Raw genomic sequence first — 21,844 nt, 5'->3', positions numbered from 1 at the left:
GCAAGCCCCCTCCCACATTGGATATGCATCGTTTTTGAGATTTGTACTCGATTACGGGCTAGCATTGGCCCTTGTCTTCATTACTGTTACTGGCTTCGGATAGCACTCCATGACCGCCCACAAAATTGGTTTCCTGATTTGGCCCAGCACAAAAGCCCTGACGCTTGCGCTGGCTGAGGAGGCCTTGCGCGTTGCCCAGCGGGTGCATCCAGACGTGGTCTACGAGTTGTCGTTCCTGCTTGCAGAACCGGCCACCGAAGGCGCCTGGCAACTGCCGGGCGAGCCGTGGGCTGGCAAGCTCGAAGGTTTCCAGAAGCTGTTCCTGCTGGCGGATGAGCCACCGACCGTCATTGCCTCGCAACTGAGCACTGCGCTCAAGCAGTCGGTGCGGGCCGGTTGCGTGATTGGAGGCTTGTCGGCCGGTGTTTACCCCTTGGCCCAGCTTGGTTTGCTCGACGGCTACCGCGCCGCCGTGCACTGGCGTTGGCAGGATGATTTCGCCGAGCGTTTCCCCAAGGTGATCGCCACCAGCCATCTGTTCGATTGGGATCGCGACCGTCTCACCGCCTGCGGTGGCATGTCGGTACTTGACCTGCTGCTGGCGGTGCTGGCCCGTGACCACGGCGCCGAACTGGCCGGTGCAGTGTCCGAAGAACTGGTGGTGGAACGCATCCGCGAAGGCGGCGAGCGCCAGCGCATTCCGCTGCAAAACCGCTTGGGTTCCAGCCATCCGAAGCTGACCCAGGCGGTGTTGCTGATGGAAGCCAATATCGAAGAACCGCTGACCACCGACGAAATCGCCCAGCACGTGTGCGTGTCGCGACGACAACTGGAACGTATCTTCAAGCAATACCTCAACCGCGTCCCCAGCCAGTACTACCTGGAACTGCGCCTGAACAAGGCCCGCCAGATGCTCATGCAAACCAGCAAGTCGATCATCCAGATCGGCCTGTCGTGCGGCTTCTCCTCGGGGCCGCATTTCTCCAGCGCCTACCGCAATTTCTTCGGCGCCACCCCTCGTGAAGACCGCAACCAGCGGCGCAGCAGCAGCCCGTTCGAACTGTCATCGGTGCCGTCCGAACGCGGTTGAGCGCCTGCTTCACTCTTCCTGCGGGGGCAGCGGTGGAGCCAGCGGATTGCCCTGGGCATCGCGGGTAGCCGCTTGTACGTAAAAGGCGAAACCTGTGCGCTGGTAGTAGTGCCTCAGCAACTCCAGGCTGTGCGCAGCCAACGGGTTGCCACGCAGATCTGAGTCGCTGTCCAGCGTCGTTGCGGTTTCCAGAATGGCGTTTGGCAAGGTTTCGATCTGGTTGTTGCTCAGGTCCAGCGTGTGCAGCGACTCCAGTCGGAATACCCCTTCGGGCACCGCTCGCAGTTGCGCGTCGCGCAGGTGCAGCGAGGTCAGCTGATACAAGTGGCTGACATCCGGCGCGTGGCGCAGCGGGTTGTTGCTCAGATCGAGGAATTCAATGCCATTCAAGGTTTCCAGTGAGCGAGCACTCTCGGGCGTCAAGCTCAGTCGGCATTCGGCAAGGTCCAGGGAGGACAGGTGCGGCATGTTGAAAATCGAAGTCGGCAGGGTTTGCAGCGAGCATTTGTTGAGGGTCAGGGTCTGCAGCTCGGTGAACCCCCTGAGGGTGCCGTCGACCTCAGTGGTGGTGCCGTTGCTGATCAGTTCAAATGAAGTGACATGCTCAAAGCGCGCACTGAGTTGTGGCAGTGCGCCGAGTATCGGTGTTTCGAGTGTCACTGCATGGGTCAGATCGTCATCGAGGCTCTCTTCGTCTTCGGGGCTTTCATAACGCCAGGCTTGCTTGAGCAGTGTCTTGAAATTGCGCCGTACCAATTGCTGTTCGGCGCGTGTCTGTTCGTCCAGGGGGATGTCGAGGATCGGGTGGTGCGTCGGCACATCGAGAATCCATTCATCCAGGTCGGTGTCCAGCTGGCGATATTCTTCTTCGAGTTCGCCCATTTCGGCGTCGATGTCGTTCATGGTGCCCGGCAGCTTGAAGCTGAAGCGATCGGCTTCGCTGTCGATGAAGGTTGGGTAGAGCTGCTGCACGCGCGTGCGCTGGGCGGTGGAAACCCTGGCACTGAAGAATTCCCCGGTACGTTGACAGTAGGTCTTGATTTGTTCCAGCGCCTGCCTGGACAGCGGGTTGCCCGACAGGTCAATGCCCCGAGCGATGGCGTCGGGCAAATCGGAGAGACTCGCCGGCAGGTACTCAATGGCATTGTTGCTCAGGTCAACCGCCGCGTGCTGTTCGCTGCTCAGCAGGCCGGTCGGCACTTCGCGCAGGCCGGTGTTGCGCAAGTGCACCCGGTTCAGTCGGGGGAGCCGGTTGAAGTCCGGCACGAGTCCCAGTGGGTTGTGGTTGAGGTCCAGGAATGCCAGGTTGCTCATCCCTTCCAGACCCCGCACCGAGGACGCTGACAGCGTGATCGAGCATCGGGGTAGACCGAGGAACTCCAGGCGTTGCAGGTTGAACAGCGGCGCGGGGATATCCCCCAGCGGCGCGTCGCTGATGTCGACAACGTTCAGCTTGTTGAAGCTGGACAGGAAGTGATCCAGGTGCAGGGGGCGCCCGTTACCCTCGATACGAATGCCGCCGATATGCTCGAAGCGGATGCTCATCGGTGGTAGCTCACCGGCCAGGGCGCTTGAGATTTCCAGGGAGTTGAGCCAGCGGGTCTGTTGCGGGGTTTCGCGCCGCCAGCTGCGTTCCAGCAGTTCCTTGAGCACGGTTCGGCGTCCGCGCTCTACGTCAGAGAGGGCGGGGGCCCGGGCCCAGGTCTGGAGTTCCTCGGTCAGGGTCTGATAGTCGGCGGCCAATTGCGCCAGGGCTACTCTGCCGGCTTCGATATCGCCGGGCAGGTCGAAGATGAACTGGTTGATCTGCTCGTCGCGGAACGTCGGAAACAGCTGTTGTGCGTCACGCATGTCGGCGGGCAGGGCATTGGCCTCCAGGTAGGTGCGGTGTGCCTGGTAATAGGTCTTGACCTTCTCCAGCGTCGCCCGTGAGAGCGGGTTGCGGGACAGGTCGAAACGGCGGCTGGACTCGGCCGACAAGTCGAAAATAGCCTCTGGCAAGGTGCTGATCCGGTTGTCGTTCAAGATGGCGGCTTGTAGCTCCGTGCGGCTGAGCAGGCCGGCCGGCAGGCGCTCGATGCCGGTATTTGACAGGTCCAGGGCGACCAGTTCAGGCAGGGCCTCGACACTGGGGACGAGGCCGAGCGGGTTGCCGTTCAGGTCCAGCGAGCGCAGCTGATGCATCGCCGACAGCCGCGCCAGGCTCTCCGGCGTGAGGGTGATCCGGCAATTGCTCAATTGCAGTGAATTCAACTGAGGCAGCGAGGTGATGTGCGCGGGCAGAGCATCCAACGGGGTGTTCATGACTCCCAGCTGGCGCAGCCTGGGAAAGCGGCTGAGAAAGGGCAGCACGCCCTGCAGATACTCGGAGCCGTCCAGCAGCAGCATGGAAATGTGATCGAACTGGGCGTCCAGGCGTGGCAGCTCGCCGAGAAAATTGGCGTTCAGGTTCAGCACATGGCCGTCGCGGGCCGGGTCTTCGTAGTAATCGTCGATCCTGGTTTCGCGGCGCCAGGCTTGCTTGAGCTGATGGGCAATCACCAGGCGACTCTGTTCCTCCTGGCGCCGCTCCCAGGTGCTCAACGCCTGGGCGCTGGTCGGGTGGTGGGTTGGAATATCCGTCTGCCAGGCCAGCAGGTCTCGGTTCAGTTGTGTGTATTCCTGGGCCAGTTGCGCGAGCTGTGTTGCTGCGCCGCCCGGGCGAGTCTGCAACTGCTCAATGAGCGCGTGCAGTTGGGTATCCCGCAGGCCGGGGTACAGGGTGCGTGCCCGTTGCTGCAGGCTCACCGGGCCGCCCGCTGCGGGCGGTTGTTGGGCGTAGCCCGCATCGTTGCCGAGCAGTTGCAGGGTTTCGACAGCGGGTTCCGGCTCGGCGCCCAGCAGTACCCGCAGCTCGTGGCGGGGCGGCGGATGTTGGCGCAGGCGTTCGCGCAGTTCAGCGCCTTGGTGGATGCCGATGTTCAGCTGATCGCGCTGGGCATCGGGGAGGGCGTGGAGGATGGCGGTGTAGAGGTCGGTCTCGCCGGACAGCGGGCCGCGTTCGTCATAGGGCACGTAGCGGCCGCTGTCCAGGCGTACCAGGTTGCGGCGGATGGGGGCGCTGTCGGGGCCGATGCTGCGCCACAGCGGCCCGTCGATGGTGCGGTGCCGGGCTTGCAGGTTGACGTCGGTGGACCAGCCCGGCAGCAACCGCAGTGCGCTCAGCGTCAGTTGGTCGCTGTCGAGGTTGATGTGCGAGTCCAGGTGTAGCCCCTCGTAGGCGCGGTTCAGGCGTACCTCGGTAAGGGTCGCCTGGGCCAGTTGCGCCAGGCGCGGTGGCGTGCGCTGTTCGCGCAGTGCCGTCAGTTCCTGCGCGGTTGCCTGGCCCAGCAACTTTTCGGCGACCGAGGCGGGCAAGCCGGGGGCGCTTTCGATCAATCGCTGGGCCTGGGGGTGTAAGGAATACTGGAGGAACGCATAACGCGAGTCGAACAGTGCGCCTCGATGCTTGCGTGCGATCTCGGCCAGCCGCTTCCTCAGGTTGCGCGCGCGGGTTTCCAGGCTCAATTGCGGGTCGCTGGCGCGCTCGCCGAACTGTGCGCGGATCTCTTCCGGGGTCAGCGCCTTCAGCACTGCCTTGAGCAGATCACCGTTGGTCAATTGCGCTTCATGAATTTGCACCAGGGGTTTTGACTGGTCGCCAAAGGTCCACGCCACACGGCCCTGGTCATCCAGGAAGCGCAAGCCCCGGGTGTGTGGCCATGAGCCGTTGGCGGTGAGCAGTTGCAGCAGGTCCTGCGGGTCGATACGGCCGTACGCTGCCGGGTCATCGCTGTTCAGGCGCTCGATCAGGGTGTCCAGGTCACGCTCGATGCGCAGCCGTGCCAGGGCGTCATCGAGCAGCGGTGGCAGGGGCTCGCTGTGCTGGTGCACCTTGCGCAAGCTGTCTTCAGGGGTGCCGCTGAGGGCCAGGGCCAACTCGCGGTCGGCGTCACTGAGGCCCTGCGCCCGGTGACCCAGACGACCGAGCAGGGTGGGTTTGGCCCATTGCAGCGGTTGGTCGAGTTCGGTCCGCCAGGTGCCGTGATTGTTGTGGTGCAACTGGGGTTGATAGGCGTCGGCCCGTGTCGGGTGCTGGATGCGGTACTGGTTGTCCTCGGGGGACTTTTCCACCGCATAGAGTTTGCCTTCCAGCGCCAGGATCGATTCCCTGCGCACGTCATGCAGGCCGCGTTCGTCGATACCCAGGTGCGGCGGCAATTGCAGCTTCTGCTGGTAAGGACCGAGGTCGGGTTTCCAGTAGCGGCGGGCGCCATTGGCGAGGGTGACCGACTTGAAGCGGTCGATGAAGGCCAGGGTTTGCGGTGACAACAACTTGCGTAATTCAGGCACGCCGATTTGCGTGCCGGCGGAAAACAGTCCCAACTGAACCGCAGACTCCAGCAGCCCCATCAGGTGCGCGAACGCTTCGCGGTCAAGCCCTTCGGCCCAATCGACGATGCCCTCGAAGACGTCGTCGAGCAGTTGATAGGCCATGTAGCCCAGCATCAGCTCTCCAAGCCCGGGGATGAAGGGTGCGACCACCATCAGCAGCGTGTTCACAATGGACGAGGCCACACTGACGAACGCATCCCACCGCGCCCAGCGGGCGTTGCGGTCCACGGTGGCGGTGGCGACCGCCAGGGTGCGGGCGTCGTTGAGGATTTTGTTCAGCCTGGATTGATAGAGGAATACCCACGGATCGCCCATGATCGGGATGGCGGAGAATTGCAGCTTGGGGTCGTCGGTGGGTTCGGCGCGCCAAGGGGCCAGACCTTTGCCTTGCTCACTGGGGTGCCAGGTGATTTTCTCCAGGCGTTGGCTGAGGTCGGCGAAAAACGCCCCGAGGTGCTCGTGGGCCACGAAGCGACTGAAGAACGCCTGGTAGTCGGTGGCGCGCAGTTGTCGGGTGAGTTCCTGTTTGAAGGCCAGCGCAGAGCGATACTCCTTGAGCGGGTGTTCCGGGTCGTCGGGCACATAGGCCACCAGGCGTCGCACGCTGCGGGTGTTTTCAAGGTCTGGTGCAAACAGCAGGATGCCGGTCAGCGGCGTACCCATCATGCTGAATTCATGGCACAGCACCGCATCGGTGCCGAGGCGCAGGCCGGTACGGCCCTCGATGAAACCCTCTATCACCTGTGCGTAATCGTCCTGGATATCCTGCCTCAGCCGTGCCAGTTGCAGCGCTGCGCGCAGGGCGGCTTTCTGGCTGGCGTCGACCTTGGTTTGCAGCGCCGCGCTGGCGACCGGGCTGTCCATGCCCAGCCCGCTGCGCAGGTAGCGCATGTAACGGGCGCCCAGGTCGAGGTCGCGACACAGTTGGGCGAAGGCCGCGACCGGCAGTTGGTGTTTGATCGCCGGCAAGGTGTCGAACCGGCCGGAGGCGTCGGGACGGGTGATGTAAGTGGAGGCCGGTTCATAAGCGTCCGCCAGGGTTTCCTTGTGTTCGAAGTTGTGCAGTGCGGCGTCGAGCAGCGATACGGTCCAGGCGCGGGCGGCGCCAGAGCGCACCGGAAACCAGGGGATGGTCAGCGGGATGTACAAGCGGATAAAGGTCGCTTCCACGTCCAGCTCAAGGTTGAACTGCTGTTTCAAGGCGTCTGCAAGCAAGGGTTTGCCGAACGCCTTGGCATCCTTGAGATCCTTGAGCGCGTTGTCGACGCGGCTCTGGGCTTGCCAATGTGCACCGTTCAGCTGTTTGAAGGCGGCTTGCTGCGCGGCGTTGGCGGTTGGTAAAGGCAGGGGCGCAGCTTTTTTGAACGCCTCGCGCTGGCGCACGGACGCGCTGAGCAGCCAGCCGGGCAGGGCGCGGGTCAGGGGTTCAAAGTCTTGGTCGGGACGGCTGTTATCGCTGACTGCCGGTACAGGAGAAGTCGGGGTTTTCATGCTCGGATCCATGAGGGGGCTCGAAACCACGAGTAAATCAGCCACCTCGGCATGCCGGACTTTAGATAGTTATGCCGCCGGCACGTCTGGCCCTCACGCAAACGGCCCGCAGCGTTTAAACTGCGCCATTGCGACGCTATTTGTCGCATTGGCGTAAACCCGCGTAAAACGCGGGTTGGCGCTATAAGAAGTTGTCGCTTGGCGACAAGGCCCTACTGAAAACTGTCCTTACAATCCCTGCATCGCCCGCCAGTTCCAGGCAGGCGTTCCTCTTCAGGAGACTCCGATGTCCGTTGAGCAAGCCCCGGTGCAACGTGCCGATTTCGACCAGGTCATGGTTCCCAACTACGCACCTGCCGCCTTCATCCCCGTGCGTGGCGCGGGTTCCCGCGTGTGGGACCAGGCTGGTCGCGAGCTGATCGACTTTGCCGGCGGCATCGCGGTCAACGTTTTGGGCCACGCCCACCCGGCGCTGGTTGGCGCGCTGACCGAGCAGGCCAACAAGCTGTGGCATGTGTCCAACGTGTTCACCAATGAGCCGGCCCTGCGCCTGGCGCATAAGCTGATCGACGCCACCTTTGCCGAGCGCGTGTTCTTCTGCAACTCCGGCGCTGAAGCCAACGAGGCTGCGTTCAAACTGGCCCGTCGCGTCGCGTTCGATCGTTTCGGCACCGAGAAGTACGAGATCATCGCCGCGCTCAACAGCTTCCACGGCCGCACGCTGTTTACTGTCAACGTCGGTGGCCAGTCCAAGTACTCCGATGGCTTCGGTCCTAAAATCACCGGCATCACCCACGTTCCTTATAACGACCTGGCCGCGCTGAAAGCTGCGGTGTCGGACAAGACCTGCGCCGTGGTGCTGGAGCCGATTCAGGGTGAAGGCGGCGTGTTGCCGGCCGAACTGGCCTACCTGCAAGGTGCCCGTGAGCTGTGCGACGCCAACAACGCCTTGCTGGTGTTCGACGAAGTACAGACCGGCATGGGCCGTAGCGGCCACCTGTTCGCCTACCAGCATTACGGCGTGGTGCCGGACATCCTCACCAGCGCCAAGAGCCTGGGCGGCGGCTTCCCGATTGCAGCCATGCTCACTCGCGAAGACCTGGCCAAGCACCTGGTGGTCGGCACCCACGGCACCACCTACGGCGGCAACCCGCTGGCCTGCGCGGTGGCCGAGGCGGTGATCGACGTGATCAACACCCCTGAGGTGCTGGCTGGCGTGAATGCCAAGCACGACCTGTTCAAGGCGCGCCTGGAGCAGATCGGCAAGCAATACGGGATCTTCACCGAAGTACGTGGCATGGGCCTGTTGCTCGGTTGCGTACTGAGCGATGCGTTCAAAGGCAAGGCCAAGGACGTGTTCAACGCGGCCGAGAAAGAAAACCTGATGGTCCTGCAGGCCGGCCCCGACGTGGTGCGTTTTGCGCCGAGCCTGGTGGTGGAAGACGCGGATATCCAGGAAGGCCTGGACCGTTTTGAACGTGCAGTGAAAACGCTGACGCAAGCCTGATACACACTTATTTGCCGGACCGTGTCATGTGGGAGGGGCTTGCCCCCGATAGCAATGGGTCAGCCACCTGATTTATCAACTGACAGACTGCTATCGGGGGCAAGCCCCCTCCCACATTTGACCTGCGTTGAATCAGGAACTGTCCGGTATTTTTTTCCTATGAGTTTTTCGAGTTAAGGAGTGACACCATGCTGGTGATGCGCCCCGCGCAAATGGCTGATCTGGGCGAGGTACAGCGTCTGGCTGCGGACAGCCCGATTGGTGTCACCTCCTTGCCGGACGATGTGGAACGCCTGAGCGACAAGATCGCCGCGAGCGAAGCGTCCTTCGCCGCCGAGGTGAGCTTCAATGGTGAAGAAAGCTATTTCTTCGTGCTTGAAGACACCGAGACCGGCAAGCTCGCCGGCTGCTCGGCCATTGTCGCGTCGGCCGGTTACTCCGAGCCGTTCTACAGCTTCCGTAACGAGACCTTCGTGCACGCCTCCCGCGAGCTGAAGATCCACAACAAGATCCACGTGCTTTCCCAGTGCCACGACCTCACCGGCAACAGCCTGCTCACCAGTTTCTACGTGGTGCCGGAGCTGGTCGGTTCGCCGTGGTCTGAACTCAATTCCCGTGGCCGCCTGCTGTTCGTCGCCAGCCACCCGGAGCGCTTTGCCGACTCGGTGGTGACCGAGATCGTCGGCTACAGCGACGAGAACGGTGACTCGCCGTTCTGGGACGCCATCGGCCGCAACTTCTTCGACCTCAACTACGCCGCCGCCGAACGCCTGTGCGGGCTGAAAAGCCGCACCTTCCTCGCCGAACTGATGCCGCATTACCCGATCTACGTGCCGCTGCTGCCGGACGAAGCCCAGGAAGCCATGGGCCAGGTGCACCCGCGTGCGCAGATCACCTTCGACATCCTGATGCGCGAAGGCTTCGAGACCGACCATTACATCGATATTTTCGACGGCGGCCCCACGCTGCACGCACGGGTCTCGGGCATTCGCTCGATTGCCCAGAGCCGTGTGGTGCCGGTGAAGATCGGCGAGATGGTCAAGGGCGTCGGCCGCCAGTACCTGGTGAGCAACGCGCAGTTGCAGGACTACCGCGCGGTGATGCTGGAGCTGGACTACGCGCCGGGTAAACCGGTGACGTTGGACCTGGCAGCGGCCGAAGCCCTGGGTGTTGGCGAGGGCGCGAGCGTGCGCCTGGTAGCGGTTTAAAAAGAGAGTTTCGCGGGTGGCTGACAACAGCGGCCCGTTCGAGGAGATAGCATGATCGTTCGTCCCGTACGCAGCAGCGATTTACCGGCCCTGATTGATCTGGCGCGCAGCACCGGCACCGGCCTCACCACCTTGCCGGCCAACGAAGAGCGCCTGACCCACCGCGTGGGCTGGGCCGAAAAAACCTTTCGCGGCGACGCCGGGCGCGGCGATGCCGACTACCTGTTCGTGCTGGAAAACGACGAAGGTCGTGTGGTGGGCATTTCCGCCATCGCCGGCGCCGTCGGGTTGCGTGAGCCCTGGTACAACTTCCGGGTTGGCTTGACCGTCAGCGCCTCCCAGGAGCTGAACATCTACCGCGAGATTCCGACGCTGTTCCTGGCTAACGACCTCACCGGCAATTCCGAATTGTGCTCGTTATTCCTACATGCCGATTACCGCAGCGGTCTCAACGGTCGCATGCTGGCTAAGGCGCGCCTGCTGTTCATTGCCGAATTCCCGCAGTTGTTCGGTAACAAGATCATCGCCGAGATGCGCGGGGTGTCCAACGACGCGGGGCGTTCGCCGTTCTGGGAAAGCCTGGGCCGCCACTTCTTCAAGATGGAATTCAGCCAGGCCGACTACCTCACCGGCGTGGGCAACAAGGCGTTTATCGCCGAGCTGATGCCGAAGTTTCCGCTATACAGCTGCTTCCTCTCCGAAGATGCGCGCAACGTGATCGGCAAGGTCCACCCGGACACCGAACCTGCGCTGAGCATGCTCAAGAGTGAAGGCTTCAGCTACCAGGGCTATGTGGACATCTTCGACGCCGGCCCGGCGGTGGAGTGCGAGACCAAGAAAATCCGTGCCGTACGCGACAGCGAAACACTGGTGTTGGCGATCGGCACCCCAGGCGACGACGCCACGCCGTTCCTGATCCATAACCGCAAACGTGAAGATTGCCGCATCACCGCCGCCCCGGCCCGCCTCGCAGCCGGAACCCTGGTGGTCGACCCGCAGACCGCCAAGCGCCTGCGCTTGGTGGTGGGCGATCAAGTGCGTGCCGTACCGTTGTCCGCTGCTCGGGAGTCGAAATAATGAATTCGCTGTACATCGCAGGTAGCTGGCTGGCTGGCCAGGGTGAACTGTTTGAGTCGCGCAACCCGGTGACCCAGCAGGTGCTGTGGGCCGGTAATGGCGCCACCGCCGAACAGGTCGAATCCGCCGTGCAGGCCGCGCGCCAGGCTTTCCCCGCCTGGGCCAGGCGCCCGCTGGAAGAGCGCATCGGCGTGCTGGAAACCTTCGCCGCCACCCTGAAAAAACGCGCCGACGAAATCGCACGCTGCATTGGTGAGGAAACCGGCAAGCCGCTGTGGGAGTCAGCGACCGAAGTCACCAGCATGGCCAACAAGATCGCGATCTCGGTACAAAGCTACCGCGAGCGCACCGGCGAGAAGAGCGGCTCGCTGGGCGATGCCACCGCCGTATTGCGCCACAAACCCCACGGTGTGGTGGCGGTGTTCGGCCCTTACAACTTCCCCGGCCACTTGCCGAACGGGCATATCGTTCCGGCCTTGCTGGCGGGTAACACTGTGCTGTTCAAACCGAGCGAGCTGACCCCTAAAGTCGCTGAGCTGACTGTGCAGTGCTGGATCGAAGCCGGCCTGCCGGCGGGCGTGCTGAACCTGCTGCAAGGCGCGCGGGAAACCGGTATCGCCCTGGCGGCCAACCCCGGTATCGACGGCTTGTTCTTCACCGGCTCCAGCCGCACCGGCAATCATCTGCACCAGCAGTTCTCCGGGCGCCCGGACAAGATTCTCGCGCTGGAAATGGGCGGCAATAACCCGCTGGTGGTCGATGAAGTGGCCGATGTGGACGCGGCGGTCTACACCATCATCCAGTCGGCGTTTATCTCCGCCGGCCAACGTTGCACCTGTGCCCGTCGCCTGTTGGTGCCCGAAGGTGCCTGGGGCGATGCGTTGCTGGCACGTCTGGTGGCGGTCAGCGCGACCATCGAGGTCGGTGCGTTTGACCAGCAACCAGCGCCGTTCATGGGCTCGGTGATTTCCCTCGGCGCCGCCAAAGCCTTGATGGACGCCCAGGAATTGATGTTGGCCAACGGTGCGGTGGCGCTGTTGGAGATGACCCAGCCACAGGATCAGGCCGCGTTGCTCACGCCGGGCATCATCGACGTGACCGGTGTGACCGAGCGTCAAGACGAAGAACTGTTCGGCCCGTTGTTGCAGGTGATCCGCTACGCTGACTTTGAAGCGGCGATTGCCGAGGCCAACAACACCCAGTACGGCCTGGCCGCGGGCTTGTTGTCGGATTCCGAAGCGCGCTACCAGCAGTTCTGGCTGGAAAGCCGTGCCGGTATCGTCAATTGGAACAAACAGCTGACCGGCGCCGCCAGCACCGCACCGTTTGGTGGGGTAGGGGCGTCGGGTAACCACCGTGCCAGTGCCTATTACGCGGCGGATTACTGCGCGTACCCGGTGGCCTCGCTTGAGACCCCAAGCCTGGTGGTGCCTGCCACGCTGACCCCCGGCATCACACTGAACTGAATGTGGGAGGGGGCTTGTCCCCGATGGCGGTGTGTCAGTCATCTGATTTATCAACTGACAGTCAGCTATCGGAGGCAAGCCTCCTCCCACTCTGGATTTGTGGTGTGTTGAAGACTTTTGAAGCCTATAAAAACAGATGTTCGTGGAGCCTCGCCGATGAAATCCTATGAAGTCAATTTTGACGGTCTAGTGGGGCCGACCCATAACTACGGCGGTTTGTCCTTCGGCAACGTCGCGTCCCAGAGCAACAGCCAGCAGCATTCGAACCCGAAGGAAGCAGCGTTGCAGGGCCTGCAGAAAATGAAAGCCCTGATGGACATGGGCTTTGTACAAGGTGTGTTGGCGCCCCAGGAACGTCCTGACGTGGCCGCCTTGCGCAACCTGGGTTTCAGCGGCACTGACGCACAAGTGATCCAGCAAGCGGCCAAGGACGCGATGCCGTTGCTGGTCGCGAGTTGCTCTGCGTCGAGCATGTGGGTGGCCAACGCCGCCACGGTCAGCCCGAGCGCCGATACGGCGGATGGCCGCGTGCATTTCACCGCCGCCAACCTCAATTGCAAGTACCACCGCAGCATCGAGCACCCGACCACCAGCCGTGTGTTGGGGGCGATGTTTGCCGATCAGAAGCACTTCGCCCATCACGCGGCGCTGCCCGCCGTGGCGCAGTTCGGCGATGAAGGCGCGGCCAACCACACGCGTTTCTGCCGTGAGTACGGTGAGGCGGGTGTCGAGTTTTTCGTGTTCGGTCGCAGCGCATTCGACCCCCGTTACCCGGCGCCGCAGAAGTACCCGGCACGCCAGACCCTCGAAGCCTCCCAGGCCGTCGCGCGCTTGCACGGTTTGAAGGATGACGGCGTGGTCTACGCCCAGCAGAACCCGGCGGTGATCGATGCCGGCGTGTTCCACAACGACGTGATCGCGGTGGGTAACGGCGAAGTGCTGTTCTACCACGAGGACGCGTTCCTCAATACCGAACAGATGCTCGGCGAGCTGCAAGGAAAATTGGCCAAGCTGGGCGGTAACTTCCAGTCGGTGTGCGTGCCCCGCGGCCAGGTCAGCGTGGAGGACGCGGTACGTTCATACCTGTTCAACAGCCAACTGCTGAGCCGCGCCGATGGTTCGATGCTGCTGATCGTGCCGGAAGAATGCCGCGCCAATGAACGCGTCTGGCAGTATCTGCAAAACCTGACCGCTGCCGGTGGCCTGATCCGCGAGGTGAAGGTGTTCGACCTCAAGCAAAGCATGCAGAACGGTGGCGGCCCGGCGTGCCTGCGTTTGCGCGTAGCGTTGAACGAAACGGAGCTGGCGGCGGTGAATCCAGGCGTTATCATGACCGCGCCGTTGTACGACACCCTGACCCAGTGGGTCGGCAAGCACTACCGCGACAGCCTGCGCGAAAGCGACCTGGCTGACCCGCAATTGCTGCTTGAGTGCCGGACGGCACTGGATGAACTGACGCAAATCCTTAAACTGGGCGCGGTTTATCCTTTCCAGATCAATTAACGCCGTACGGCTGAGAACTATCTATTATGACCACCGACACCCTGAAACTGATTCTTGAAGACACCGACGGCACCCAGCTGGAAACTTCCTGCACCCGCGTCGCCGTGGTCTGGCAGGGCAAGGAAATCTGGATCCAGCATGACGGCCGTGGCCAACTGCTGATCGGCGTGGACGTGGAAGAAGGCGACGCCGAATACGCCAACCTGCTGATGCGCCCACTGGCCACCAACCTGATGAGCCTGCAACTGGAAATGGAACCGGCCGACGTTGAAGGCGATGATGACGATCACGTCCACGGCCCAGGCTGCAACCACTAAGGAAGCTGCGTATGCTCGCCCTTGGCAAACTGCTTGAACTGACCCTCGCCGGTCGCGAACCGGCGCAAAAAATTCAACTGACTGTCGACGGCGTGCAGATGCGCTGGCTCAGCGAGGGCGCACTCGAAGTGCGCCCGCCTGAGGCGAAGGACAACGGCAGCGACCTGCTGCTGTCGTCCGGCATCCATGGCAACGAAACCGCTCCGATCGAACTCCTCGACCGCCTGTTGCATGGCATTGCCCGTGGGGAAATCAAGCCCCGCACCCGTATTCTGTTCCTGTTCGGCAACCCCGAGGCCATGCGTCGCGGCGAGCGTTACCTTGAACTGGATGTCAACCGGCTGTTCAACGGCCGGCATGAGAAAAATATCGGCCCGGAGGCCATGCGCGCCGCCGAGCTGGAGCAACTGGCTCGCAGCTTTTTCAGCCTGCCAGGCCGTTCTCGCCTGCATTACGACCTGCACACGGCGATTCGTGGTTCGAAGATCGAGCAGTTCGCCCTGTACCCGTGGAAGGAGGGTCGCCAGCATTCGCGCCACGAGCTGGCGCGCCTGAACGCTGCCGGCATGCAAGCAGTGCTATTGCAGAACAAGACCTCGATCACCTTCACCGCGTTTACCTACGAGCAGCTCGGCGCCGAGGCGTTCACCCTGGAGTTGGGCAAGGCGCGGCCGTTCGGGCAAAACCAGGGCGTGGATGTGTCTCGCCTGGAAACACGCCTGAAGCAGATCATCGAAGGCACCGAGCCGGCGACGGACAGTCTCGACGGCCTGCAGCTGTTTGCCGTCTCCCGTGAAATCATCAAGCACAGCGACGCCTTCCTGCTGCATCTGCCGGCGGACGTGGAGAACTTCTCTCCGTTGGCCCAGGGCTACCTGCTGGCCGAGGACGTGGCCAAGACCCGCTGGGTGATCGAGGAGGAGGGGGCGCGCATCATCTTCCCCAACCCGAAGGTGAAAAATGGTTTGCGGGCGGGGATATTGATTGTGCCGACGACGGACGTCGGCTTGGCCTGAAGCTCAAAGCCTCATCGGATCCAAATGTGGGAGGGGGCTTGCCCCCGATGAGGATGTGTCAGTCACTGTGTGTGTTTCTGATCCACCGCCATCGGGGGCAAGCCCCCTCCCACATTTTGCTTTGCCGTGTTGCTTAGACCGCTACCGCGCGTGGCTCGCTACGACGAATCGCGCGGACTTTGTGCAAGGTGTCGGCGCAGGTGCGTGCAGCTTCCTGGCCCTTGTGCACGAAGTGCTCGTAGAAGAAGGTGTGGTGTTCGCTGCCGGCGTGGAAGTGATGCGGGGTCAGGGACACCGAGAACACCGGCACTTCGGTTTCCAGCTGCACCTGCATCAGGCCGCTGACCACCGATTGGGCGACGAATTCGTGGCGGTAGATGCCACCGTCCACCACCAGTGCTGCGGCGACGATACCGGCATAACGGCCGGTCTTGGCCAGCAGCTTGGCGTGCAGGGGCATTTCAAAGGCGCCGCCGACTTCGAAGAAATCTATGTCCGATTCCTGGTAACCCTGGGCGATGATCTCGGCGAGGAAGCCTTTACGGCTCTGGTCAACAATATCCTTGTGCCAGCAGGCCTGGATAAACGCGATACGTTCGCCGTGGTGGTGCTTGGCTTTGCTGTCGATTGCGGTGGGTTGCATGTTCTGACTCCTGTTTAAGAAAAAAACAGGGCGTTATGAATCGAATGGGATTTAAGGGTACGCGAGCACACATCGTGCGCGGCCCTCAGGTGCCAATCCCGTTCTCTCTTCATCCGGACTATGACCGTCGGCCCCGGGATCACACCGGGTCTGCTGACCTTGTCGCCGTCCTGCGTGAGCAGTTCGAGGCGCCAAGCGCTCGCGGGCTATACACATTGCGTGTAATTACCGCCGGTGGGGAATTGCACCCCGCCCTGAGAACGTTGCCGCCAGAACCCTGGCGGCGGAGAGTTTTTAACACGGTTTTTCGAAAACTGCACGACCGCGGTATCGATAAGCTATATCGGTTTGTTTGGTTGGTATTCGATTGAATGCAGTTGGGGCTTGATATTCCGTGGCGTTGCCCGCAGTAATCACTCACAAAAGGCACTTACTGAACCCTCGAGAGGCTTGTTTCATGTCTGTGATCGACCTGCGCAGCGACACCGTGACCCAACCCACCCCCGGCATGCTCGACGCGATGGCCACTGCTGCCAGTGGTGACGACGTGTATGGCGAAGATCCCAGCGTCAACCGCCTGGAGGCCGAACTGGCCAAGCGCCTGGGCTTTGCCGCGGCGTTGTTCGTGCCCACCGGCACCATGAGCAACCTGCTGGCGTTGATGGCCCACTGTGAGCGCGGCGAGGAATACATCGTCGGCCAACAGGCCCATACCTACAAATACGAGGGTGGTGGTGCCGCAGTGCTCGGGTCGATCCAGCCGCAGCCGCTGGACGTGCAGGCGGATGGCTCACTGGACCTGGACCAGGTGCTAACAGCCATCAAGCCAGACGATTTCCACTTCGCCCGTACCCGTCTGTTGGCGTTGGAAAACACCATGCAGGGCAAGGTGCTGCCACTGGAGTACCTGGCCAAAGCCCGCGCGTTTACCCGGGAGCATGGCCTGGCCCTGCATCTGGATGGCGCACGGCTCTACAACGCAGCGGTGAAGCTGGGGGTGGATGCACGGGAGATTGCCCAGCACTTCGATTCCGTGTCGGTGTGCCTGTCCAAGGGCCTCGGCGCGCCGATCGGCTCGGTGTTGTGCGGTTCCACGGCGCTGATCGCCAAGGCCCGGCGCCTGCGCAAGATGGTCGGTGGCGGCATGCGCCAGGCCGGTTCCCTGGCTGCTGCAGGGTTGTATGCCCTGGATCACCAGGTGCAGCGCCTGGCCGACGACCACGCCAATGCCCAATGGCTGGGGGGGGAGTTGCGCAAGGCGGGTTATGAGGTGGAGCCGGTGCAGACCAACATGGTCTATGTGCAGATCGGTGATCAGGCCCAGGCTTTGAAGGCGTTTGCCGCCGAACGCGGGATCAAGCTGAGCGCCGCACCGCGCCTGCGCATGGTCACTCATTTGGATGTGAGCCGGGCGCAGGTCGAGCAAGTGCTCGCGACATTCGTCGACTTTTCGCGCAAATGACTGTGCAGACCGTCTAATTGAGCCTCTCTATCGCATAAACACGCTGTACCACCGGCAAAGGGCCGATATAATGCGGCCCTTTGCCGTCGCTTCGTCTGATGATGTTGCGCACTGGCCTTTGGCCGCAGCCTCCGTGGAAGAACCTAATGAAAAGCGCAGAAATCCGTGAAGCCTTCCTTCGCTTCTTCGAAGAGCAAGGTCACACCCGTGTCTCCTCCAGCTCCTTGATCCCAGGCAATGACCCTACCCTGCTGTTCACTAACGCGGGGATGAACCAGTTCAAGGACTGCTTCCTGGGCCAGGAAAAGCGCGCCTACACCCGCGCCGTCAGCAGCCAGAAATGCGTACGCGCCGGTGGCAAGCACAACGACCTGGAAAACGTCGGCTACACCGCCCGTCACCACACCTTTTTCGAAATGCTCGGCAACTTCAGCTTTGGCGATTATTTCAAGCAAGACGCGATCAACTTCGCCTGGACCTTCCTGACTGGCGTGCTGAAACTGCCGAAGGAAAAACTCTGGGTCACCGTCTACGCCAGCGATGACGAAGCGTATGACATCTGGACCAAGGAAGTCGGCGTGCCGGCTGAGCGCATGGTGCGCATCGGCGACAACAAAGGCGCGCCGTACGCCTCCGACAACTTCTGGACCATGGGCGATACCGGTCCGTGCGGCCCTTGCACCGAGATCTTCTACGACCACGGCGCTGACATCTGGGGCGGCCCACCGGGCTCGCCAGAAGAAGACGGCGACCGTTACATCGAGATCTGGAACAACGTGTTCATGCAGTTCAACCGCACCGCCGATGGCGTGTTGCATCCGTTGCCAGCGCCGTCGGTGGATACCGGCATGGGCCTGGAACGGATCAGTGCGGTGATGCAGCACGTGCACTCCAACTACGAGATCGACCTGTTCCAGAGCCTGCTGGCCGCTGCGGCCAAGGCCATTGGTTGCACCAATGAAGACCAGGCCTCGCTCAAGGTCGTGGCTGACCACATCCGTTCCTGTGGCTTCCTGATTGCCGACGGCGTGCTGCCGTCCAACGAAGGCCGTGGCTACGTGCTGCGTCGCATCATCCGTCGTGCCTGCCGCCACGGTAACAAGCTGGGCGCCAACGGCAGTTTCTTCTATCAGATCGTCGCGGCCCTGGTGGCCGAGATGGGCGAAGCCTTCCCGGAACTCAAGCAGAACCAGGCGCACATCGAGCGCGTGCTCAAGGCTGAAGAAGAGCAGTTCGCCAAGACCCTGGAGCAGGGCCTGAAGATCCTCGAACAAGACCTGGCCAACCTGCAAGGCTCCGTGGTGCCGGGCGACGTGGTGTTCAAACTCTACGATACCTACGGTTTTCCGATGGACCTGACCGGCGACATCGCCCGTGAGCGCAACCTGACCCTCGACGAGGAAGGTTTCGAGCGTGAGATGGAAGCCCAGCGCGTGCGTGCACGTTCGGCCAGTTCGTTCGGCATGGACTACAACAGCCTGGTCAAGGTTGACGTAGCCACTGAGTTCACCGGTTACAAGGCCACCAGCGGCTCGGCCAAAGTGGTCGCCCTGTATAAGGACGGCCAGTCGGTTGATGTACTGAATGAAGGCGATGAAGGTGTGGTGGTTCTGGACCAGACCCCGTTCTACGCCGAGTCCGGTGGCCAGATTGGCGACTGTGGCTTCCTCAAGGCGGCTTCCGGTCGTTTTGATGTGCGTGACACCACCAAGACCGGCGGTGCGTTCCTGCACCACGGTGTGTTGGCTTCGGGCAGCCTGACCGTTGGTGCGCCGGTCGATGCCCAAGTGGACGCTGATGTGCGTCATGCCACTTCGCTGAACCACTCGGCCACGCACTTGCTGCACGCCGCACTGCGCCAGGTTCTGGGCGAGCACGTGCAGCAGAAGGGTTCTTTGGTAGACAGCCAGCGCCTGCGTTTCGACTTCAGCCACTTTGAAGCGATCAAGCCTGAGCAGATCAAGGCCCTGGAAGACATCGTCAACGCCGAGATTCGCAAGAACACTGCGGTAGAAACCGAAGAAACCGATATCGAGACCGCCAAGGCCAAGGGCGCCATGGCGCTGTTCGGCGAGAAGTACGGCGACAGCGTGCGTGTACTGAGCATGGGCGGTGACTTCTCGGTGGAGCTGTGTGGCGGTATCCACGCCAACCGTACCGGCGACATTGCCCTGCTGAAAATCATCAGCGAAGGCGGCGTGGCCTCCGGTGTGCGTCGTATCGAGGCGGTGACCGGCGCTGCGGCCCTGGCCTACCTGAATGCGGCGGAAGAACAACTCAAGGAAGCGGCCAGCCTGGTCAAGGGCAGCCGCGACAACCTGATCGACAAGCTGTCCGCTGTGCTGGAGCGCAACCGCGCCCTGGAGAAACAGCTGGAACAGTTGCAAGCCAAGGCGGCCAGCGCTGCCGGTGACGATCTGTCGGCTTCGGCGGTGGACGTCAAGGACGTCAAAGTCCTGGCTGCACGCCTGGACGGCCAGGACGGCAAGGCGCTGTTGGCCTTGGTCGATCAGTTGAAGAACAAGCTCGGCCGCGCAGTGATCCTGCTCGGCGGTGTCCATGAGGATAAGGTCGTTCTGGTTGCAGGTGTGACCAAGGACCTGACTGGCCAACTCAAAGCCGGTGATTTGATGAAGCAAGCCGCCGCGGCAGTGGGCGGGAAGGGTGGTGGTCGTCCGGACATGGCGCAAGGCGGTGGTGTAGACGCCGGTGCCCTGGACGCGGCCCTGGCCCTGACCGTGCCGTTTGTCGAGGCAGGTATTTAAGGCATTGTTAACCGGCCCGTGGTCTAGTCACGGGCCGGTGTGGTGCTGGTTGATTGGATATTAGGCGCCCCTTTACGGGCTGAGGCGGCTTAGAAATGGCTTTGATCGTACAGAAATTTGGAGGCACCTCGGTCGGTTCTGTCGAAAGAATCGAGCAGGTGGCCGACAAGGTTAAGAAGTTCCGCGATGCCGGCGACGACCTGGTGGTGGTGCTGTCGGCCATGAGCGGCGAGACCAATCGCCTGATCGATCTGGCCAAGGCAATCAGTGGTGATCAACAGCCGCTGCCGCGTGAGCTGGATGTGATCGTGTCCACCGGCGAGCAGGTGACCATCGCCTTGCTGGCCATGGCGTTGAATAAACGCGGCGTGCCGGCGGTGTCCTACACTGGCAGCCAGGTACGCATTCTCACCGACAGCGCGCATACCAAGGCGCGTATCCTGCAGATTGACGATCAGAAAATCCGTACGGACCTGAAAGCCGGGCGCGTGGTAGTTGTAGCAGGCTTCCAGGGTGTGGACGAGCAGGGCAACATCACCACCCTCGGGCGTGGCGGTTCGGACACCACTGGCGTGGCGCTGGCAGCGGCCCTCAAGGCTGATGAATGCCAGATCTACACCGATGTGGATGGCGTCTACACCACCGACCCGCGTGTGGTGTCCGTGGCCCAGCGCCTGGACAAGATCACCTTTGAAGAGATGCTGGAAATGGCCAGCCTCGGTTCAAAGGTGTTGCAGATCCGTGCAGTGGAATTCGCCGGCAAGTACAACGTTCCGCTGCGCGTATTGCACAGCTTCAAAGAGGGTCCGGGCACCCTCATTACTATTGATGAAGAGGAATCCATGGAACAGCCGATCATTTCCGGTATCGCTTTCAACCGTGATGAAGCCAAGCTGACTATCCGTGGCGTGCCGGATACCCCGGGCGTGGCGTTCAAGATCCTGGGTCCTATCAGCGGTGCGAACATCGAAGTCGACATGATCGTGCAGAACGTTTCGCACGATAACACCACCGATTTCACCTTCACTGTGCACCGCAACGAGTACGATGCGGCCGAGCGGATCCTGCAGAACACTGCCAAGGAAATCGGCGCCCGCGAAGTGGTTGGCGATACCAAGATTGCCAAGGTGTCGATCGTGGGCGTGGGCATGCGTTCCCATGCTGGCGTTGCTAGCCGCATGTTCGAGGCCCTGGCCAAGGAAAGTATCAACATCCAGATGATCTCCACCTCGGAAATCAAAGTCTCGGTGGTGATCGAAGAGAAGTACCTGGAGCTGGCTGTACGCGCTCTGCATACCGCTTTTGAGCTGGACGCTCCGGCCCGACAGGGCGAGTGACGCAGTGCCTGGAAGGCGCGGTTTACCGCGCCTTTCCTTTTTTTGTAGGGTGCATGTTCTTTTGCGCGCGCTCGACAATACTTAGGCGGTAGGGCTATGGCCTTTGGGTTGTAGGTCGAAGGCCTTTTTTTTGCAGACTGTTGTTCCTGAACTGAAATGCGTGAGGAGAAAGGTATGCTGATTCTGACTCGTCGTTGCGCAGAAAGCCTGATTATCGGTGATGGCGAAATCACCGTGACCGTGCTCGGCGTCAAAGGCAATCAAGTGCGTATCGGGGTTAACGCTCCGAAAGAGGTAGCGGTGCACCGCGAGGAAATCTACCTGCGGATCAAGAAAGAGAAGGACGAAGAACCAAGCCTTTAATTTTTATCGTTTTTTATGTTTGCAAACGGGGATGAACGTGGTTAATATACGCCCCGTGTTGCGGAGAGCTGGCCGAGTGGCCGAAGGCGCTCCCCTGCTAAGGGAGTACACCTCAAAAGGGTGTCGGGGGTTCGAATCCCCCGTTCTCCGCCATTATTTGCTTAGTACGTTGCAATCTGGTTTTTT

The 21,844-nt window shown here is 61.7% G+C and carries 14 protein-coding genes, 1 tRNA gene and 1 riboswitch; of the genes, 13 read left to right on the top strand and 2 right to left on the bottom strand.

Going from position 1 to position 21,844, the window contains the following annotated elements; translation table 11 throughout:
• The first annotated feature begins 109 nt into the window (after window positions 1-109).
• Window positions 110-1,090, top strand: coding sequence for a GlxA family transcriptional regulator (locus ACZ445_RS23390; protein WP_058426870.1), 981 nt, complete (start codon window positions 110-112; stop codon window positions 1,088-1,090).
• 9 nt (window positions 1,091-1,099) lie between these two features.
• Here ACZ445_RS23390 and ACZ445_RS23385 read toward each other — a convergent pair whose 3' ends face one another.
• Window positions 1,100-6,994 carry a dermonecrotic toxin domain-containing protein gene (locus ACZ445_RS23385; protein ID WP_464707624.1) on the bottom strand — a complete coding sequence of 1,965 codons (5,895 nt, stop codon included), beginning with the start codon at window positions 6,992-6,994 and terminating at the stop codon, window positions 1,100-1,102.
• A gap of 286 nt (window positions 6,995-7,280) precedes the next feature.
• Between ACZ445_RS23385 and ACZ445_RS23380 the strand changes: the two genes are divergently transcribed.
• The 7 genes from ACZ445_RS23380 (at window position 7,281) to astE (ending at window position 15,088) form a co-directional block, all read left to right on the top strand.
• The gene (locus ACZ445_RS23380) at window positions 7,281-8,501 is read left to right on the top strand and encodes an aspartate aminotransferase family protein (protein ID WP_058426868.1); all 1,221 of its coding nucleotides are present in this window, start codon (window positions 7,281-7,283) and stop codon (window positions 8,499-8,501) included.
• Between the two features lie 188 nt (window positions 8,502-8,689).
• Window positions 8,690-9,709: an arginine/ornithine succinyltransferase subunit alpha gene (aruF, locus tag ACZ445_RS23375; RefSeq protein ID WP_003175655.1), complete on the top strand. Its 1,020-nt coding sequence runs from the start codon at window positions 8,690-8,692 to the stop codon at window positions 9,707-9,709.
• A 51-nt stretch (window positions 9,710-9,760) separates the two neighbouring features.
• On the top strand, window positions 9,761-10,786 hold the full coding sequence (gene astA / locus ACZ445_RS23370) for an arginine N-succinyltransferase (RefSeq protein ID WP_058426867.1): 1,026 nt from the start codon (window positions 9,761-9,763) through the stop codon (window positions 10,784-10,786).
• Window positions 10,783-12,252 (top strand): succinylglutamate-semialdehyde dehydrogenase, encoded by a 1,470-nt coding sequence (gene astD / locus ACZ445_RS23365; protein ID WP_183133316.1) that lies wholly within the window; start codon window positions 10,783-10,785, stop codon window positions 12,250-12,252. The genes astA and astD overlap by 4 nt, the downstream gene beginning before the upstream one ends.
• Window positions 12,253-12,408: 156 nt before the next feature.
• Window positions 12,409-13,755: an N-succinylarginine dihydrolase gene (astB, locus tag ACZ445_RS23360; protein ID WP_058426865.1), complete on the top strand. Its 1,347-nt coding sequence runs from the start codon at window positions 12,409-12,411 to the stop codon at window positions 13,753-13,755.
• Between the two features lie 26 nt (window positions 13,756-13,781).
• Window positions 13,782-14,072, top strand: coding sequence for a hypothetical protein (locus ACZ445_RS23355; RefSeq protein WP_003214319.1), 291 nt, complete (start codon window positions 13,782-13,784; stop codon window positions 14,070-14,072).
• An 11-nt stretch (window positions 14,073-14,083) separates the two neighbouring features.
• Complete coding sequence (astE, locus tag ACZ445_RS23350; protein WP_179029246.1) at window positions 14,084-15,088, top strand: succinylglutamate desuccinylase; 1,005 nt, start codon at window positions 14,084-14,086, stop codon at window positions 15,086-15,088.
• A 133-nt stretch (window positions 15,089-15,221) separates the two neighbouring features.
• Here astE and ACZ445_RS23345 read toward each other — a convergent pair whose 3' ends face one another.
• On the bottom strand, window positions 15,222-15,731 hold the full coding sequence (locus ACZ445_RS23345) for a 6,7-dimethyl-8-ribityllumazine synthase (protein WP_058426863.1): 510 nt from the start codon (window positions 15,729-15,731) through the stop codon (window positions 15,222-15,224).
• Window positions 15,732-15,827: 96 nt separating this feature from the next.
• A riboswitch (FMN riboswitch) is annotated at window positions 15,828-15,997 on the bottom strand.
• Between the two features lie 191 nt (window positions 15,998-16,188).
• Here ACZ445_RS23345 and ltaE point away from each other — a divergent pair.
• From ltaE to ACZ445_RS23320, 5 genes are all read left to right on the top strand, one after another.
• Window positions 16,189-17,193 carry a low-specificity L-threonine aldolase gene (gene ltaE, locus ACZ445_RS23340; protein ID WP_179029247.1) on the top strand — a complete coding sequence of 335 codons (1,005 nt, stop codon included), beginning with the start codon at window positions 16,189-16,191 and terminating at the stop codon, window positions 17,191-17,193.
• A gap of 146 nt (window positions 17,194-17,339) precedes the next feature.
• Window positions 17,340-19,958, top strand: a complete 2,619-nt coding sequence (gene alaS / locus ACZ445_RS23335; RefSeq protein WP_179029248.1) for an alanine--tRNA ligase — start codon at window positions 17,340-17,342, stop codon at window positions 19,956-19,958.
• Window positions 19,959-20,053: 95 nt separating this feature from the next.
• On the top strand, window positions 20,054-21,295 hold the full coding sequence (locus ACZ445_RS23330) for an aspartate kinase (protein WP_010208327.1): 1,242 nt from the start codon (window positions 20,054-20,056) through the stop codon (window positions 21,293-21,295).
• 174 nt (window positions 21,296-21,469) lie between these two features.
• On the top strand, window positions 21,470-21,658 hold the full coding sequence (csrA, locus tag ACZ445_RS23325) for a carbon storage regulator CsrA (protein ID WP_003175645.1): 189 nt from the start codon (window positions 21,470-21,472) through the stop codon (window positions 21,656-21,658).
• A gap of 62 nt (window positions 21,659-21,720) precedes the next feature.
• Window positions 21,721-21,811, top strand: a tRNA-Ser gene (locus ACZ445_RS23320).
• Window positions 21,812-21,844: the final 33 nt, after the last annotated feature.

Source organism: Pseudomonas allii, assembly GCF_055380095.1.
Note: the sequence above shows the minus strand (reverse complement) of the source record. Positions and strands in the feature narration are given on the sequence as shown.

What these genes read in the sequence shown, in the direction of transcription:
- ACZ445_RS23330 (WP_010208327.1), top strand. Translation starts at nt 20,054, where the DNA reads ATGGCTTTGATCGTACAGAAATTTGGAGGCACCTCGGTCGGTTCTGTC.
- alaS (WP_179029248.1), top strand. Translation starts at nt 17,340, where the DNA reads ATGAAAAGCGCAGAAATCCGTGAAGCCTTCCTTCGCTTCTTCGAAGAG.
- ltaE (WP_179029247.1), top strand. Translation starts at nt 16,189, where the DNA reads ATGTCTGTGATCGACCTGCGCAGCGACACCGTGACCCAACCCACCCCC.
- ACZ445_RS23355 (WP_003214319.1), top strand. Translation starts at nt 13,782, where the DNA reads ATGACCACCGACACCCTGAAACTGATTCTTGAAGACACCGACGGCACC.
- ACZ445_RS23345 (WP_058426863.1), bottom strand. Translation starts at nt 15,731, where the DNA reads ATGCAACCCACCGCAATCGACAGCAAAGCCAAGCACCACCACGGCGAA.
- ACZ445_RS23390 (WP_058426870.1), top strand. Translation starts at nt 110, where the DNA reads ATGACCGCCCACAAAATTGGTTTCCTGATTTGGCCCAGCACAAAAGCC.
- csrA (WP_003175645.1), top strand. Translation starts at nt 21,470, where the DNA reads ATGCTGATTCTGACTCGTCGTTGCGCAGAAAGCCTGATTATCGGTGAT.
- ACZ445_RS23380 (WP_058426868.1), top strand. Translation starts at nt 7,281, where the DNA reads ATGTCCGTTGAGCAAGCCCCGGTGCAACGTGCCGATTTCGACCAGGTC.
- astE (WP_179029246.1), top strand. Translation starts at nt 14,084, where the DNA reads ATGCTCGCCCTTGGCAAACTGCTTGAACTGACCCTCGCCGGTCGCGAA.
- astB (WP_058426865.1), top strand. Translation starts at nt 12,409, where the DNA reads ATGAAATCCTATGAAGTCAATTTTGACGGTCTAGTGGGGCCGACCCAT.
- aruF (WP_003175655.1), top strand. Translation starts at nt 8,690, where the DNA reads ATGCTGGTGATGCGCCCCGCGCAAATGGCTGATCTGGGCGAGGTACAG.
- astA (WP_058426867.1), top strand. Translation starts at nt 9,761, where the DNA reads ATGATCGTTCGTCCCGTACGCAGCAGCGATTTACCGGCCCTGATTGAT.
- ACZ445_RS23385 (WP_464707624.1), bottom strand. Translation starts at nt 6,994, where the DNA reads ATGAAAACCCCGACTTCTCCTGTACCGGCAGTCAGCGATAACAGCCGT.